The 16,663-nt window shown below is 30.7% G+C and carries 17 protein-coding genes; 13 read left to right on the forward strand and 4 right to left on the reverse strand.

Annotated features, from left to right (window positions below; genetic code table 11):
* Positions 1-74: 74 nt before the first annotated feature.
* Both ACWI69_RS01390 and ACWI69_RS01395 read left to right on the forward strand, forming a co-directional pair.
* Positions 75-410 carry a GntR family transcriptional regulator gene (locus tag ACWI69_RS01390; protein WP_448820076.1) on the forward strand — a complete coding sequence of 112 codons (336 nt, stop codon included), beginning with the start codon at positions 75-77 and terminating at the stop codon, positions 408-410.
* Positions 411-425: 15 nt separating this feature from the next.
* Entirely contained in the window at positions 426-767 is a 342-nt protein-coding gene (locus tag ACWI69_RS01395; RefSeq protein WP_448820077.1) for an FCD domain-containing protein, read from the forward strand.
* A gap of 39 nt (positions 768-806) precedes the next feature.
* On the opposite strand, the gene ACWI69_RS01400 is transcribed toward ACWI69_RS01395, so the two are convergent.
* Positions 807-2,138: an MATE family efflux transporter gene (locus tag ACWI69_RS01400; RefSeq protein ID WP_448820078.1), complete on the reverse strand. Its 1,332-nt coding sequence runs from the start codon at positions 2,136-2,138 to the stop codon at positions 807-809.
* Between the two features lie 192 nt (positions 2,139-2,330).
* Between ACWI69_RS01400 and ACWI69_RS01405 the strand changes: the two genes are divergently transcribed.
* The 5 genes from ACWI69_RS01405 (at position 2,331) to ACWI69_RS01425 (ending at position 8,515) form a co-directional block, all read left to right on the forward strand.
* Positions 2,331-3,605 carry an ABC transporter substrate-binding protein gene (locus ACWI69_RS01405; protein WP_448820079.1) on the forward strand — a complete coding sequence of 425 codons (1,275 nt, stop codon included), beginning with the start codon at positions 2,331-2,333 and terminating at the stop codon, positions 3,603-3,605.
* A gap of 71 nt (positions 3,606-3,676) precedes the next feature.
* Positions 3,677-4,927 (forward strand): ABC transporter substrate-binding protein, encoded by a 1,251-nt coding sequence (locus tag ACWI69_RS01410; protein ID WP_448820080.1) that lies wholly within the window; start codon positions 3,677-3,679, stop codon positions 4,925-4,927.
* A gap of 9 nt (positions 4,928-4,936) precedes the next feature.
* The gene (locus ACWI69_RS01415) at positions 4,937-6,637 is read left to right on the forward strand and encodes a hypothetical protein (protein ID WP_448820081.1); all 1,701 of its coding nucleotides are present in this window, start codon (positions 4,937-4,939) and stop codon (positions 6,635-6,637) included.
* An 11-nt stretch (positions 6,638-6,648) separates the two neighbouring features.
* On the forward strand, positions 6,649-7,506 hold the full coding sequence (locus ACWI69_RS01420) for a sugar phosphate isomerase/epimerase family protein (RefSeq protein WP_448820082.1): 858 nt from the start codon (positions 6,649-6,651) through the stop codon (positions 7,504-7,506).
* Positions 7,507-7,537: 31 nt separating this feature from the next.
* A complete protein-coding gene (locus tag ACWI69_RS01425) occupies positions 7,538-8,515 on the forward strand; it encodes a hypothetical protein (protein ID WP_448820083.1) in 978 nt (325 codons plus the stop codon).
* A gap of 35 nt (positions 8,516-8,550) precedes the next feature.
* Here the strand turns inward: ACWI69_RS01425 and ACWI69_RS01430 are convergent, their stop codons facing one another.
* Positions 8,551-8,928: a hypothetical protein gene (locus ACWI69_RS01430; RefSeq protein WP_448820084.1), complete on the reverse strand. Its 378-nt coding sequence runs from the start codon at positions 8,926-8,928 to the stop codon at positions 8,551-8,553.
* A 177-nt stretch (positions 8,929-9,105) separates the two neighbouring features.
* Here ACWI69_RS01430 and ACWI69_RS01435 point away from each other — a divergent pair, with 177 nt between their 5' ends.
* The 3 genes from ACWI69_RS01435 to gltS all read left to right on the forward strand — a co-directional run bounded on the left by ACWI69_RS01435 (position 9,106) and on the right by gltS (position 11,472).
* Complete coding sequence (locus ACWI69_RS01435) at positions 9,106-9,396, forward strand: GNAT family N-acetyltransferase (protein WP_448820085.1); 291 nt, start codon at positions 9,106-9,108, stop codon at positions 9,394-9,396.
* A 73-nt stretch (positions 9,397-9,469) separates the two neighbouring features.
* Positions 9,470-10,117, forward strand: coding sequence for a Dph6-related ATP pyrophosphatase (locus ACWI69_RS01440; protein ID WP_448820086.1), 648 nt, complete (start codon positions 9,470-9,472; stop codon positions 10,115-10,117).
* A 158-nt stretch (positions 10,118-10,275) separates the two neighbouring features.
* Positions 10,276-11,472: a sodium/glutamate symporter gene (gene gltS, locus ACWI69_RS01445; RefSeq protein WP_448820087.1), complete on the forward strand. Its 1,197-nt coding sequence runs from the start codon at positions 10,276-10,278 to the stop codon at positions 11,470-11,472.
* A gap of 60 nt (positions 11,473-11,532) precedes the next feature.
* Here the strand turns inward: gltS and ACWI69_RS01450 are convergent, their stop codons facing one another.
* Positions 11,533-11,928, reverse strand: a complete 396-nt coding sequence (locus tag ACWI69_RS01450) for a hypothetical protein (RefSeq protein WP_448820088.1) — start codon at positions 11,926-11,928, stop codon at positions 11,533-11,535.
* A 279-nt stretch (positions 11,929-12,207) separates the two neighbouring features.
* Between ACWI69_RS01450 and ybaK the strand changes: the two genes are divergently transcribed.
* From ybaK to ACWI69_RS01465, 3 genes are all read left to right on the forward strand, one after another.
* The gene (gene ybaK, locus ACWI69_RS01455; protein WP_448820100.1) at positions 12,208-12,681 is read left to right on the forward strand and encodes a Cys-tRNA(Pro) deacylase; all 474 of its coding nucleotides are present in this window, start codon (positions 12,208-12,210) and stop codon (positions 12,679-12,681) included.
* A gap of 19 nt (positions 12,682-12,700) precedes the next feature.
* Positions 12,701-13,726 (forward strand): AEC family transporter, encoded by a 1,026-nt coding sequence (locus ACWI69_RS01460; protein WP_448820089.1) that lies wholly within the window; start codon positions 12,701-12,703, stop codon positions 13,724-13,726.
* A 115-nt stretch (positions 13,727-13,841) separates the two neighbouring features.
* Complete coding sequence (locus ACWI69_RS01465; protein ID WP_448820090.1) at positions 13,842-14,438, forward strand: YdcF family protein; 597 nt, start codon at positions 13,842-13,844, stop codon at positions 14,436-14,438.
* Between the two features lie 26 nt (positions 14,439-14,464).
* Here the strand turns inward: ACWI69_RS01465 and ACWI69_RS01470 are convergent, their stop codons facing one another.
* The gene (locus ACWI69_RS01470; RefSeq protein WP_448820091.1) at positions 14,465-16,579 is read right to left on the reverse strand and encodes a type I restriction endonuclease subunit R, EcoR124 family; all 2,115 of its coding nucleotides are present in this window, start codon (positions 16,577-16,579) and stop codon (positions 14,465-14,467) included.
* Positions 16,580-16,663: the final 84 nt, after the last annotated feature.

Here is a 16,663-nt window from a genome sequence, read left to right on the forward strand (position 1 = left end):
TATTAAAATTTTGCACATTTTAATATTTCTGATATAATAAATACAGAATATTAAAGAATTATTGGAGGTATACCTTGAACTTATCAAAAATCAATCGTCAATTTGGTGAGAATGCAAAAAATTTTATATATAGAGTTTTAAAAACAAATATAATGATCCTCAACATTAAACCTGGAACTGGCATCAGTGAATCTGATATCGGTGAAACTCTAGGGGTTAGCCGAACACCAATTAGAGAATCAGTTGTTAAACTATCTGAAGAAAGACTTATGGATGTCTACCCTCAAAAGGGATCGTTCGTATCATTAATTGATTTAAAATTAGTTGAAGAAGCTTTTTTTATGAGAAGAACTGTTGAACGAGAAGTTTTAAAACTAGCTACAATAAGTTTCTCAGATCAAGCTCTTTAATAGCTTGAAAAAAATTTGAAATTTCAAAATATCATTGCTCAAATTGAAGAGGATCACACAGAATTATTTTTTTTAGATAATGATTTTCATAGAATTATCTACAAAGAAGTGGGAAAGGAAAGGGTTTGGGAAGCAGTTCAGTCGTTGAGTACTCACTACGATCGTGTTAGATTTTTGGATGCCATTGAAAAAACGAATCTAGTTCCAACCCTTGATCAACATAGAAATATTATCAATATAATCAGGGAAGGAAATACCGATAAAGTGGATGAAATTATCGACAAACATCTTTCAAATTTTAAAAATAAAATGGGATATCTGATTGAAAAGTATCCTGATTACTTCTTAAAATCTTAAGATATAAATAAAAACCTACTGTTATTTATGAGTAGGTTTTTATATTTTTCTTTCCCAGTCTACTTTTTTATACAGAACAAATGAGAATACTAGAGCAAAAAGATTGCTAAATAACATAGAATACCATATTGAAAACTCATATAAAAGCAACACATTCTCAAATATAAATATAAAGGGAACTCTAAATATCCAAACTCTTCCAAAATGACAATACATTCCAAATTTTGTATGACCAGTACCTTGAAATACCGCTGCTAAAGGTTGAAATATAGCCCATGGAATAACACTTACCAACATAATTTTTAGATAATTTATTGAATGACTTTTTATTTGAATATCTGAAGTAAACATATCTACAACTGGATTTAAAATCAAAAACAAACTGACCATTGATACCATTCCGACAAACAATCCGCAAATAACTCCAGTTCTTAACATATCCTTTGCTTTTTTTATATTTCCAGCTCCAACATTTTGTCCTACCAAAATGGCAACTGCTGTTCCTATTCCATTTATCAATACATAAATTATATTATTAATTCTATTCCCCACTCCATAGGCCGCCAAAACTTCCGTTCCATATTTAACGACAAAAACATTTATTATTATAAAACTTAAAGAGTTGGTGACCGTTGTAAGAGAGGAGGGAATTCCTAGTTTCAATATTCTATAGAAAACCTCTTTTTTTATTTTTAAAAATTCAACTCTTATCTCTTTTTTTAGATAGAGTTCATATATACAATAACCACCTAAAACTATATTTGCTATCAATGTCGCCGCTCCAATTCCATATAACCCCAGTTTAAATTTATTTATGAATAAAGAGTTTAAAAATATATTTAAAACTGTTGAAATTGCTATTAAATATAAAGGATTCATACTTTTTCCTTTTGAATTTTTTATAGTTACATATGCTGAAATTATAAAAGTCATTGGAATTGTCAAAAATATAAATTTTATATAGAGACTACTCTTTTCTAATAACTCTCCACTCGCTCCTGAAAATTCCAATATTTTTTCACAAAAAATAAAAGATAGGATTGTTATACATAAAGAAACTGCTATATTTATACTCAATAATTGACTATTTGTCTGTATGACCTCCTCTCTATTACCTTTTCCTACCAACTGGCTTATAATAACTCCTCCACCTACCGCAAAACCCCCACCTACACCAACTATCATCTGGGTGATTGGACTTGTGAATGATGAAGTCGCCAATTCTACTCCCCCCACTTTACCCATATAGTAGGAATCTGCCAAATTGTATAAATTTTGTAAAAAATTTGATAATATTATTGGACTAGCTAACAAAATTAAATTTTTCAAATCTCTTTTCTCTAATCCCACTCCTCTAATTTTTTCTCTCATTATGATAATCCTCCGTTTATTTCATACTATTTTAGAACTTTTTAATTTAAAAAAATATAATAAAAGTTTGACTTTTTTATTTTTTTAAGGTACATTTTAGTATAAATACATTTCAACTTGTATCCTAGAATGTTAACATACTAATAAACAAGTTTCAATGAGAAAATTTTTTATACACGGGAGGTATATTTTATGAATTTCAAAAAATTGCTTTTATTGAGTTCAGTTGTTGTAGGGATGGTACATCCAACAATCTCTTTAGCCAGTTCTAAAGTTGTGAACTTAAAAATGTCTTGGTGGGGTGGAGACGATAGACACAAAAAGACTTTAGAAGCTTTAAAACTTTTTGAAGAGAAACATCCAAATATTAAGGTCAAAGGAGAATACGGTGGATGGAGTGGATGGCAAGAAAAAGTTACTACTCAAATAATTGGAAATACAGCACCAGATGTTATGCAGATTAACTGGAATTGGATCGATCTTTTTTCAAAAGATGGAAATGGATTCTATGATCTAAATAAACTTTCAGACACTATTAACCTTAATAACTATGACTCTGAGATACTTGAACAATGTTCTGTCAACGGAAAATTAAATGCACTCCCTATTGGAATAACTGGGAAAGTATTCTATATAAATGAAACGACTTATGCTAAAGCTGGACTTCCAATTCCTAAAAATTTTGATGAGATGCTTGCGTCTGCTAAAGTTATTAGAGAAAAACTAGGAAATGATTACTACGCTTTTGATACTGATGCTTATGGTGCCCTTCTTCTTATGCTTTATAAATTGGAACAAGAGACTGGGAAACCATTTATTGTTGATAACAAAGTTGCTTATACAGAAGCTGAATTTGTTGAAGCAATCAATTTTTATAATAATTTAGTTGAGCAAAACGCTTTGCCATCTCTTAAAGCTAGAGCTGCAGCCGGATTTATACCTTTAGATCAACACCCTAGTTGGATTCAAGGTAAATATGCTGGAACTTACGAATGGGATAGTTCGGCTCAAAAATGGCAAGATGCTCTTGAAGGAAATCAAAAACTGGTTTTAGCTGATTTTCCAATAGAGTTTGGAGAAAATAAATCTGCTTTCAATAAAGTATCTATGGCTTATGCAATTAAGAAAAATACTAAGCACCCTAAAGAAGCTGCCACATTAATAGAATTTTTAACAACAGATCCTGAAGCTGTAAAAATCCTTGGAACTTCTAGAGGAATTCCTTTAAATGCTGCTGCTGTTGAAGTATTGGAGAGCAATGGGCAACTTACTGGTTTATCTTTCGAAGCTAATACTGCTGTTAAAAACTTTGCAGGTAAAGGTATTCACCCACTTTTTGAACATAAAAAATTAAACACTGATTTAAGAGGTGCTATTGAAACTTTAGGATATGGTCAAGCAAATGCTGAGCAAACTGCTAAATCAATTATATCTATCACTAACGAATTTCTATCACAAAATCAATAAAAATATATTATTAGGAGAATATCTATGAGTTATAAAAAAGTTTTTTTCTATCATTAACTGCACTATCTATTTTGACATCATGTAACAAAGATAAAAAAAATACATCTTCTTCAACTCCAGCCAATCAAGATATAACTTTAAGGGTTTCATGGTGGGGCGGAGATGATCGACATAAAAAAACTATAGAAGCTTTAAAACTTTTTGAAGAGAAGCATCCCAATATAAAAATCAAGTCAGAGTACGGTGGATGGCAGGGATGGCAAGAAAAAATCACCACTCAAATGGCTGGAAACATAGCTCCTGATCTTATGCAAATTAACTGGAACTGGATAGATATATTTTCTAAAAATGGAGATGGTTTTTACAATTTAAACGATCTTTCTGACCATATCGACTTGAATCAATACGATAAAAATATTTTAGAACAATGTGCTGTCAATGATAAATTGAATGCTATTCCCTATGGTGTAGCTGGAAGAGTTTTCCTATACAATAAAACAACATATGATAAAGCTGGATTACCTCTTCCTAAAAGTTTTCAGGACATTGTCACTTCAACTCAAATAATGAAGGAAAAACTTGGAGCTGATCACTTTGGATTCGAATCCGATTACTACGGTGCTCTTCTTCTTATGCTTTACAAACTGGAACAAGAAACTGGAAAACCATTTATTGTTGACAATAAAGTTGCCTATACTCAACAAGAGTTAGAAAATGCGGCTAATTTCTATTTGAATTTAGTCAATACGAAAACTATACCATCTCTAGAAGATAGGGCTGCAGCTGGAAATATCCAACTGGATCAACATCCTTCTTGGATTGTTGGAAAGTTTGGTGGTACTTATGAATGGGATAGTGCTTCTTTAAAGTGGAGAGACTCTTTGGAAGATGGGCAAGAACTTGTTGTCGGTGAATATCCAACAGATTTTGGACCTCATAAATCTGGTTTTTCAAAAGTTTCTATGGCTTTAGCAATTAATAAAAACACAAAATATCCAAAAGAAACTGCTGAATTACTAAATTTTCTAATTTCTGATCCTGAGGCTGTAAAAATTCTTGGAGTATCTAGAGGAATTCCTGCCAATAACTCTGCAGTTGCTACTTTAAAAGATGCTAATCTTTTAGATCCATTTATCTTAGATGCCAATAATAAGGTTATCAACTTTGCAGGTAAAGGTATTCACCCTCTATTTGAACATAAACAGCTACATGTAGCCTTAAAAGATATCGTGGACAAACTAGGATATAAGCAATTATCACCTGAAGACGCTTCCAATCAAATAATCAATGTCACAAATGAATTTTTAAAAGAGAATAACTAGGAGGAATTCATGAATAAAACTTTCAAACTTTCACTTTTCTTAGGGCTAACAACTTTGGCTCTAGGAAAAGTTGATTATACTGAAGCTGATAAAGCAAGACTCGAGACTGTTAAAACATTCTATAAAAATATAGTTACAAAGGGTCAAAGCAAAATTAACCCAACTCCACTTTTAGCTGATGGTATAAATATTTTAACCGAAGAACCTGTTGAGTGGATCTATCCCGATGGAAAAAATGCTAAAATCTCCAATTTTGCTAACCAGCAAAATTTTTTAAGAACCTTAGTTATTTTATCTGAAGTTACAGGGGATCCTCAATATAAAAATACTGCAATTAGTACAACAAAATACTTTTTAGATAACTTTACCGATAAAAATGGGCTTTATTATTGGGGAGGTCATAGATTCGTAAATTTAGATACCCTAAAATTAGAGGGACCCCAAGATAAAAATCAAGTTCATGAATTGAAAAACCATTTTCCATATTATGAATTTTTATATGAAGTAAATCCAACAAATACTAAAAATTATGTAACTGCTTTTTGGAATGGTCACATTGAAGATTGGAAAACTTTAGACATGAGTAGACATGGAAATTATAATAAAAAATTAGATATGAATATATTTAAAAATAACACTCCTATTGATATCGTAGTTACTGAAAATCTACCTATACTTCCAGAAACAAAAGGATTGACATTTATAAATGCAGGTTCTGACCTATTTTATTCAGCTTTTATTTTAAACAGCTTCGAGAGCAATTCTGATATGGTCAACTGGGCAAAAACACTTTTAAGACAGTATGAACTTGCTAAAAACCCTAAAACTGGTGCACCAGTTTATCAGTTTTCTTCACCAAAAAAAAGTGACTGGCCACCTAAATCTGATTCAGATACTAACTCTAAATATGGTGACAGAGCTTACAGACAGTTCGGTCCTGAATTTGGAGATATTGCAAAGGAAGGAAATGCCTTATTCAAGGGAAATGCAAAGGCTATTGTGGTGGATAACGCTTTAGTACTGACTGAAATTTATAAAAAAACTGGAGATAAAGACCTTTTGAACTGGTCAACAAACAATCTAAAAAATTTCTACAAAGTGGCTTTTGACTATGAAACTGGTGAAATTAAACCAATTTGGAATGACGGAACTGATTTGACTAACTATACCCTAGTTAGAGATGGGTACTATGGAAAAAAAGGAAGTAAATTAACTAAAACAAAGCCGACTACTGAAGAGTATGCTATTGCTCTAATTAGGTCTTATGAAGTTTCTAAAGATGGAGAACTATGGAATCTTGCCAGAGTAATGACAAACAAAACGTTTTCTCTTGGTGATATAGGAACAAGTGACGGAAAAAATATTAAACTGGACTTTAAGACTAAAAACTCTTCACCATATGCCTTACTTCTGATGACTGATTTATATGACATCACCAAAAATGATGATTATTTAAAAATGGCAAAAGTTATCGGTGACAATATTGTTAGTACTAAATTTAAAAATGGTTATTTTGTAGAAAGTTCAAATTATTTAAATTCAAGAATTGATTCCCCAGAAGCTTTTGCTTTAGTTACTTTAGATGCAGCTCTAAAAGGTAAATCCAGCTCTATACCTAAACATATAAGTAATGGCGGATATATCCACGGAGAACATATGGAAGGGGAGTCTGTATACGATAAAAATGTAATCTATAAAAAAACAACTTAGGAGAATCATCCATGATTAAAATAGGACTTAGAGCCCATGATATGGGTAAATATGCTTTAATAGATTTTCCAGAATTATTGAAACTAATTAAATCTTTAGACGGTCAATGTATTCAACTAGCTCTTGGAAAATCTTTTAATGAATTCAATATTTCAAAAGAAAACTTAAATAATGAACTCTCTCAATATTTCAAAAGAAATTTAGAGAACGAAAATATAAATCTTTCAGTTTTAGGTTGTTATATAAATATGGGAAATCCTGACACCCATATGAGAAACAAAGAGATTGAAAAATTTAAGTATCACTTAGATTTTTCTAAAAATTTTTCTGGATGTATTGTAGGAACTGAAACTGGTTGTTTAAGTACCGATTATACATACACACCATTAAATGATACTGACGAAGCCTTCAATATTTTTTTAGATACTTTAAAAAAATTGGTCAGCTATGCTGAAAAAACTCAGACCTTAGTAGCCATTGAAGGAGTTAAAAAACATATTATATCAACTCCTGAAAAACTAAACCTAGCTCTAACAACCGTATCTTCTAAAAATTTAAAAGTTATATTTGATCCTGTTAATTTCTTAGATGTTACTAATTTCCAAAATCAAAAAGAAATAATAGAAAAGTCTTTTGAACTTTTTGCTGATAAAATCGCAATAATTCACATAAAAGATTTTAAAATAGAAAATAATATTTTTAAAGTTGTTCCTATTGGTCAAGGAATTTTCGACATGGATACTTTGATGAAATGTATTGAAAAATATAATTTAAAAGTTGATCTTTTATTAGAAAACTCCAGTGTTGAAACCGCAAAAGAGTGTATTTATTTTACAAAAAATTCATATAAAAACAATAAAAATATCTAATCATTTTTATTCAAACAAAGGGGGAGACAAAGTGTCTAAAAAAATTATTTTATTATTGGCAAGTATTTTATCTGTGAGTGCCTTTGCACACACGGTTGAATTTGGTTTTGAAAACGAGCAATACGAAAGCAGATATAATACATCTGATGTATTTATGCCATATGTTAGTGCGACTATCAATCCATCTAAGGAATCAAATTTAAAAATTGATCTTAAATATATATATCAAGATCAATATGGAAAAGAAAGAGCTGAAGGTAGTAACAATAGATTCAAAACTCAAAGAGATAGGTTCGAGATGTTTGCAAGCGGTTACAGCTATAAAAATGGAGATTTTGCTTTTACACCTAAAGTTGGTTTCAGGTACGAACAATGGTCTATCAACGATAACTCTTTAAATCACCAAACAAAAAGAAATCTTAGTCTAAGATTTTTCCCAGATATGAACTACAAACTAACTAATACTACCAGCCTTTACTTAAGTGGATTTACAGGACCTCTATTTACTGAAACAAAACAAGAATCTAGAAAAGATTCTGGTTACAAAAAAGGTAACTTAGATACTAACTACTACTATGGTGACTGGTACCAAGAAGTTCAACTGATTGGAATTAAACAAGCACTTCCTAATAAAGATTCTATATGGGCATCACTTTATAATGAATACAAATATCTAGAACATTCATCTGAGTATATGCGTTGGCAATTAAGAGGAGGATACAACTGGGGAGTTACCAGTAAATTGGCTATCAATCCGTTTATTAGATACGATATATATCATAAAGAAAAAGGAAAAGAGTCTGCTTCTATAAGTGGAAGTAATCATGGTAAAACGAGAGACAAAGATGAGACAAGAGTAGGTACAACATTCAGCTATAAATTTGACCCTACACTTACACTGGTAGGAGAAGTTTACTGGCAAACAGCAAAAAATATAGCATACAACGGTAAAGCTTCACCTGATAGAGATAGAATGTTTTATAAACTTGGTCTAAGAAAAGCTTTCTAATTAAAAAGAGCCCTCTTCATATGAGAGGGCTTGTTTTATTGATGAATTATCTTTTTACCATTTTCTATTGGTTCTCTCTTAGATAGATGTATTATTTTATTCACAGCAAATTCTGCGTACTTATCCAATATCGCAGGTAAATCTGAATTTTGAATTAAATCGATATATATCGGGTCATCTTTTATTTTCGGTGCCACTCTATATTTTATATCTCCATTCATCTCCACTTCAAAATCACCATTGAACTCTCCATAAACCGGGTCTAAATTGAGATCTATATCTTTTACCATATCTGCCACTATCATTGAAAATATTTTTTTTACTTCCTCAGCTCCTTGTGCTTTAGACATTCTCGTTCTATAATCTCCCCAATATTTGAATTCTACCTCCGAAAATGATTTTTTATCTGCCATTTTTTACCTCCTCAACTCTAGTTTTTACAGGTTTCTATTCCCTATCTACGCTAATATATCAATTCTTCCTTTTTTCTTTTAAATTTTCTACTGTGTTTCACAGTTTTTTTATTTTTTTTAAAAGATAGTGATATTTTTTTAGTAAAAACAAGTTATATTAATTTTAAGGAGGTTTTTATGAAAATAATACATGATGAAAAAAATTCAAAATTTTATATAATTAATGAACAAGGGTTAGAGATTGCAGAGTTACTATACTCTCTTGATCCCCATAAAAAAACACTTAAATTAAACTCAACATGGGTCGAAGAGGAATACCGTCATAAAAATTTAGCTACTACTCTAGTTGAAAAACTTATTGTTTTTGCTGAACTGAATAATTTAAAAATTGTCCCAATCTGTTCTTTTGGAAAAACATATTTCAAAAGATATGCCAGCAAATACCGAGATATTCTGCTTTCACAATAATTTTATCTTGTTTTTATCAATATATTTTTTTATAATACTGAATATATAGATAAAATATTTTGGGAGGATTACTATGGGAAAAAAGGTTGTCATTTCTTTTAGTGGGGGAAAAGATAGTGTGTTATCTTTACATAAAGCAGTTTCATTGGGTTATGAACCAATTGCTCTTATGACAACAATCAATAAAAATAAAGGAGATTCTTGGTTTCACGATATATCATCTGATCTTTTAAAACAGGTTTCACTAGCTATCAATATTCCCTTGCTATTAGTGGAATGTAGTGGTGAAAATTATGAAAATACATTTGAAATAGCTTTAAAAAATATGAAAAATTTAGGAGCTGAAGCGTGTATTTTTGGTGATATCGATATTGCACACCATAGGGAATGGGGAGAAATTAGATGTAAAAATACTGGTCTTGAAGCTATTTTTCCTCTATGGCAAGAGAATAGAGAAACTTTAGTCAAAGAATTTATAGACTTAGGATACAAAGCTATTATAAAAAAAGTAAATTTAAAAAATATGAATGTAGATTTCTTAGGAAAGACTTTAAGTCACAAACTTTTAGAAGAGATTAAAGCAACCGGTTCTGATGTCTGTGGAGAAAATGGAGAATACCACACATTTGTATATGATGGACCTATTTTTTCCAAGGAGATTCCATTAAAAAATACAGGGGATATAATTAATGAAAACACTCTAGTTTTGAAGAGTTATTAGAGTTGTATATATAAAATGAATCGTTTATACATACAATAAATAAGTGATATACAGCATAAATATGCTGTATATTTTTTTATATTTGTATATTTTAAATGCTATATGTACAATTATAAATATAAAAGTAAGTAAAAAAATCATTACTAGGAGGATTTTTTATGTTCACACACACATTTAATATGGCAGAAACTTTGGCAATAGCAGTTTGTTTATTATTGATTGGAAGGTGGATTAAAGGAAAAGTATATTTTTTTGAAAAATTCTTTATACCCGCTCCTGTTATTGGAGGAGTTATATTTTCTATTATCTCACTAATCGGCTATAATATGCAGCTTTTTGTTTTTGATTTTGATGGTTCATTAAAAAATCTTTTAATGGTGGCTTTTTTTACTACAATAGGGTTTTTAGCAAGTTTAAAAATGCTAAAGAAAGGTGGACTTCAAGTTTTTACCTTCTTACTTGTCGCAGTTATACTCGTTGTTATTCAAAATGTTGTCGGTGTTTCATTGGCTAAAGTCTTCAATTTGAATCCTCTAATTGGAATTGCTGCTGGTTCTGTCCCTCTTACTGGTGGACATGGAACTTCGGGAGCTTTTGGACCTGTTCTTGAGGCTGCTGGTGCCACTGGTGCTATGTCGGTTGCAATTGCTTCAGCTACTTTTGGACTTGTTGCCGGATGCCTTATCGGTGGACCTGTTGGAAAAAGACTCATGGCTAAACATAATCTGGATTCGCCTAGAGAGATTGAGATGTTTCTTGATGGAAATGAAAATCCTTCCGACACAAAAATACTTTTAAATGAGGATCTTTTATTTAGAGCTATTGTTTATATTGTTTTAGCTATGGGAATCGGTGGATTTATAACACCTTTGGCTAAAAATTTGGGGATTGTACTTCCTATATATATTGGACCCATGATTGTTGCTGCTATTATCAGAAATATCGCTGATGAAACTAAAATAGAAATTCCATTGAATGCCATAAATGTTGTTGGGAATATCGCACTGCAACTATTCTTGGCTATGGCACTGATGTCTATGAGACTTTGGGAACTGGCTGCATTAGCTGTTCCATTAGTTGCTATTCTTTTAGTTCAAAAAGTAGTCATGGCTTTATATGCTTATTTCATTACATTTAGAGTTATGGGTAAAGATTATGATGCTGCAGTAATGGTTGTTGGTCATTGTGGATTTGGAATGGGAGCTACACCCAATGCAATGGCAAATATGGAATCCTTCACAGCCGCAAACGGTCCTTCTCCCACAGCATTCTTTGCTCTTCCGTTAGTTGGATCTCTTTTTATAGATTTTGTTAACGCTTCCATCATAACAGTATTTATCAATATGTTTTCTTAACTTGATACATTTTTCTAAAATAGAAAAGGAGAGTTTTCTAACTCTCCTTTTTCTTTTTCATCACTGATTCAATATCACTCTTGTCCCATCTGCCATTTCCAATATCTGACTTCTTTGGTCTGAGTATATAACTCTAGCAACTGGTCTTCTCACTTGATTATACTCTTGATAACTTGGTCTTGGATTTCCATAAAAATTTTGAGGGACTCCCATGTTTCCATATTTTCTATTGGCATTCTCTATTACAGCTTGCCTTTCATACCCTCTACGTATTTGAGTATCTAGCCTTCTTAAATCCTGCTCATGTTTATATTCACTTTGGTTGTATTGCGATCCTAGAATTAAGGCAGATCCTGTCACGATAGCTGCTCTTGTTCCTCCATTCAATTCTCCCCACCAACTTGCATAACTCAATGAAGAGGATAGAAGCAACAGCAAAAGTATTCCTTTTTTCATTTGTACATCACTCCTTAAATGTTGATACTATATTATAAATCGTTTTATAACAAAAAGCAACTTTTGTATATTTTGTTATATCTATGATATAATTAAAAATATAAAAATTCAGTGATAAGAAGTTTTTTAAAAATATTTTTACAGCATCACTGGACATTTTTTTAATTATTAAAATTAACCGCTTATGTTGTATATAATCATTTTTTTTAATCTAAAGATATCTTTTTTATTTCTTATACAGCATATACGGCTATAATTTGTAAGGAGAGTACTATGGCTATAAAAAAAACTAATGCAATGAGGGAGCTTGATAAAGCTAAAATAAAATATGATATCATTGCCTATGATGTTGATGAAAACTATCTGGGAGCTATTAGTGTTGCATCAAAAACTGGAGCAGATATAACTAAAGTCTTTAAAACATTAGCTCTTACAAATGATAGAGATGAACTTTTTATTGTATGTATCCCCGGAAGTGATGAAGTGGATTTAAAAAAAGTTGCTTCATTTGTCAATTCTAAAAAAGTCGATATGCTTGAACTTAGTAAACTAAAAGAAAAAACAGGTTATATAAGAGGTGGATGCTCACCCATTGGAATAAAAAAGAAACATCTGACATTGATACATAACAGTTGTTTACAAAAAGATTTCATATTTATAAGTGGAGGACAAAGAGGTCTACAAATTAAAATTAATCCAAATGATTTAATAAACTTTCTCAATATGAAAGTTGAAAATCTTATCATTGAATAACTTTTCTAGGAGTGTAATTATGAATACAACAAATTCTATTGTTACTGTGCTATCTGATAAAAATATTATTGGAGTTATGTCCTCATCTATTTCTATTATGATTCTGGGTTTTTATTTGGGAAAAACTGACAAATTAAAAAGTTCTTTCTCAATACCTTTAGGAGAACTTATATTGTCAATATCTATTCCAGCTCTATCTTTTAACGCTTTCATGAAAGATTTTAATAGAGAAACTTTTATTAATGGAATAAATATTTTAATTTGGAGTTTTTTAATCCATCTATTTTTAATAGCTATTGGCAATATTTTTTATAAAAACTTGAATATGAACAAGCAAATGACATTAAAAATAATGTCTGTTTTTGGAGGAGTTACTGTTTTTGGGATTCCAATAGCCCAAGCCTTATATGGAGATTTAGGGGTTATATACTCCTCAATTTTCTCTATTCCCTACAGAATTTTACTTTATTCTTATGGCTTTATTAAGATGTCTAGCATAAAAATGGATAAGAAAAATCTCAAATCTATGTTTTTAAATCCAGTTATTCTAGCAACTTTCACTGGGCTTTTTATATGGATGTTCCAAGCATATCTTCCTCAAGTAAACATAAGTGGACAAAATTTTTCTATTTTAAGAATTGATAAAACAGCATTTTGGATATATAAACCCTTATCTTTTTTAGCCGGTTTATGTTCACCACTAGCATGGTTGGCGGCTGGATTAAAATTATCTGAGTTACCTATTAAAGAGTCATTAAAAAATTCTATAGCTTGGCAATTCTCTGTTGTCAAAACTATTTTGATTCCTCTTTTAATACTACTTATTATTTTTGGAGCCAATCTCCTTGGTGTCCTTCAATTATCCAGTATTAGCTTAGGAGTTATAACTATTATGATGGCAACTCCAACAGCGTCTGTTGTCATAGCTTACTCTTTAAAATATAATAAAGAGCCATTAACTACATCAAGTTGTTCTTTTTTATCAACTGTTTTTAGCTTGGTTACAATCCCTATTTTAATAGCTTTTTTACAAATTTTTGAATAATTTAGTGATAGTCCTAAAGTGAATTGACTTTACGAATAAATACTAAATTTGACCACTACTATTGTATATAAAAAAAATGTCCACTTGTGATGTAAAAATGTTAGGAGGAATTCAAATGTATTTTAAAAGTTTTAAAACAATTGTTGAAATTTGTGTGGCAATTGGACTCACTCTTTTTGTAATTGCTCTGGGAACTATTCTTATGGATATATATAATTCAAAAAATATAGAAATGAAAAATGATTATGTTATTATTTTAGGAGCCGGATTACAGGGGAATAAACCAAAAGATGTTTTAAAATATCGATTAGATAAAGCAATTGATTACTATAAAAAATACCCTAATGTTATTTTTATTGTTTCTGGTGGAAAAGGGAAGGATGAAATCATCAGTGAAAGTAAAGCTATGAAAAATTATCTTATTTCACACTCCATCCCCCAAAATAATATTATTGAAGAAAATAAATCTACAAAAACTTTAGAAAATCTTATTTTTTCTTACAACCTTATTCCACCCAATATAAAAAATATCGGTGTTATAAGCAATGATTTTCATATGTATAGGATTAAGTTTTTTGCAAATCTATTGAATTATAAGCTCAATCCTATCTATGCTAAAACACCCCTTAAAAATAAAATTAGCTTATTTACTCGAGAAACTTTAGCCGTTATTTACTACAGTCTCAAAAATATTTTTATCAAGATGCCATAAAAAAATCCTTTACTAGGACAGCAACCTTATATCGAGCCTCCAATACCTTTAAACTTCTCTACAAAAGCGGATATTTTTTGAAAAACACTCTGCTTTTTAGTTAAATAGTTAGGATTGAGAGGACTCATTTTAGGGATAATCTCATTTAAATCAGTTCCATTATCACTAGCTTGTTCCCTCTTCAGTGATGTCAGTATATATCTTTTAGCTGCATCTACATTAAGTTTTTCCTTTCTAATCAACTCTTCAGCTTCTTTTTCCTGTTCTATTTGAGCGAACGAGAAAAAAGCATCTATTATATTTGCTTTGTCATCAAATCTATCCAAATCTGTCTGATTTATAAAATCAACTATGAGACTCTCTTTTGCACGACTTCCAGCACTCGATCTAATTAAACGTCGTATATCTTCAATCAGTATTTCTTTACTATTTACATTTTTATATTTTTCAAAAATTAACTCAAGAATATAATCCAAGTTTATCTCCTGTGATTTTAAAAGATCTACTTCAAACACAACATCATCCCAATCGATTGTGGAATTCTCTTCAACTTCCTGCCTCTTTCCACGACGAAGCCACTCACGAATATCATTGTATGTGGAACGATAATCTTGAATCACTCTCTCTTCAAGCATTTCAATTTCCTTCATACTCGCTATATCTTCATCACTAACATAATACATAGCTTTGAACTCCTCAACTAATTTTGAATCATTCACATCAAGAGATTGCAAAGCTTTTAATCTCGTAAACTCATCATAATTTTGTAATATATTCTCAATTCTTAAGTATTCTCCAAAGAGTCTAGCAAAATCCTTTTTATCCTTTTCAGTAATAATGTCATCAACATTAGGAAAACGAGTGCTTAATTCTCTAACTACTTCTATATAACCACGACGTGCCCCACCCGTACTAATATCAACAAATCCTTCCAAGTACTCTCTATAACTTTTCTCAAGAACTACATTTTTTGTATTTTTATCGCCAAACAGTGTTATAGCATCTATTGTCGCTGTTTCTAAATCTCTAAAAGTGACAATATTTCCAAAAGTTTTTGTAGAATCATAGATACGATTTGTTCTTGAAAATGCCTGTATAAGCCCATGATAACGTAAATTTTTATCAACAAACAGCGTATTTAACGTTGGAGCATCAAACCCTGTTAAAAACATTCCAACTACAATTAATAGGTCAATCTCCTGTTTTCTTACCCTATTAGCAAGATCACGATAATAGTTTTGAAACTCTTTACTATCAATTCCAAAGTTTGTTTTAAACATTGTATTATAATCATTGATAGCTAAAGTTAAAAATTCCTTTGCACTCTGATTCATTGCTGATGGTTCAAAAGTTTCGTCAACAATATCTCCTATGGAATTCTGTTCTTCATTAGCTGCAAAAGAAAAGATAGTTGCAATTTTTAAAGGTTTCTCACTATTCTTTTGTAAGTTTGCTAATGTCTCATAATAAAGTTTTGCTGCATCAACACTACTCACAGTAAACATTGCATTAAATCCTTTTCCAGTGTTATATGCACGATGAGTTTTTATTTTAAAATTGTTGAGAATATACGTTGATATCTCTCTGATTCTTTCAGGATGTAAAAAGGCTTTTTTTGCTTCCGCTGAAGTTAGCTTCTCTTCATCCTGTTCCATCTCAATAGATTTAAACTTAGGACGAACATCATTATAATCCACTTTAAACTTGAGAACTTTCTCATCTCTAATCGCATCAGTAATAACATATGAATGTAGCTCTTGACCAAATACACTTGCAGTTGTTTCAGAGCCTAAAGCATTTTCTGGAAATATTGGTGTACCTGTAAACCCAAACTGGTAGTATTTTTTAAATTTTTTAGCAATATTTTTTTGAGCTTCACCAAATTGTGAACGGTGAGCTTCATCAAAAATAAAAACAACTTGTTTATCATAGATTGGTAAATTTGCTTCACTTTTTATTAAATTATTTAACTTCTGAATAGTAGTCACAATAATTTTATTGTCATCTTTCTCAACGTTTCTTTTAAGTCCAGCAGTGTTTTCAGATCCATTGACACTGTCTGGAGAAAAACGCTGGTATTCCTTCATTGTTTGATAGTCTAAATCTTTTCTATCTACAACTATGAGCTTTTTATCTTCCATAAAATTCTTTCTGTTGCAGCTATTTGGTACGGTCTCATAATTAACAATATGTTATTTGAATCAAAAACAGAGTAGTGTAATAAT

It is taken from the genome of Cetobacterium sp. (assembly GCF_977044495.1).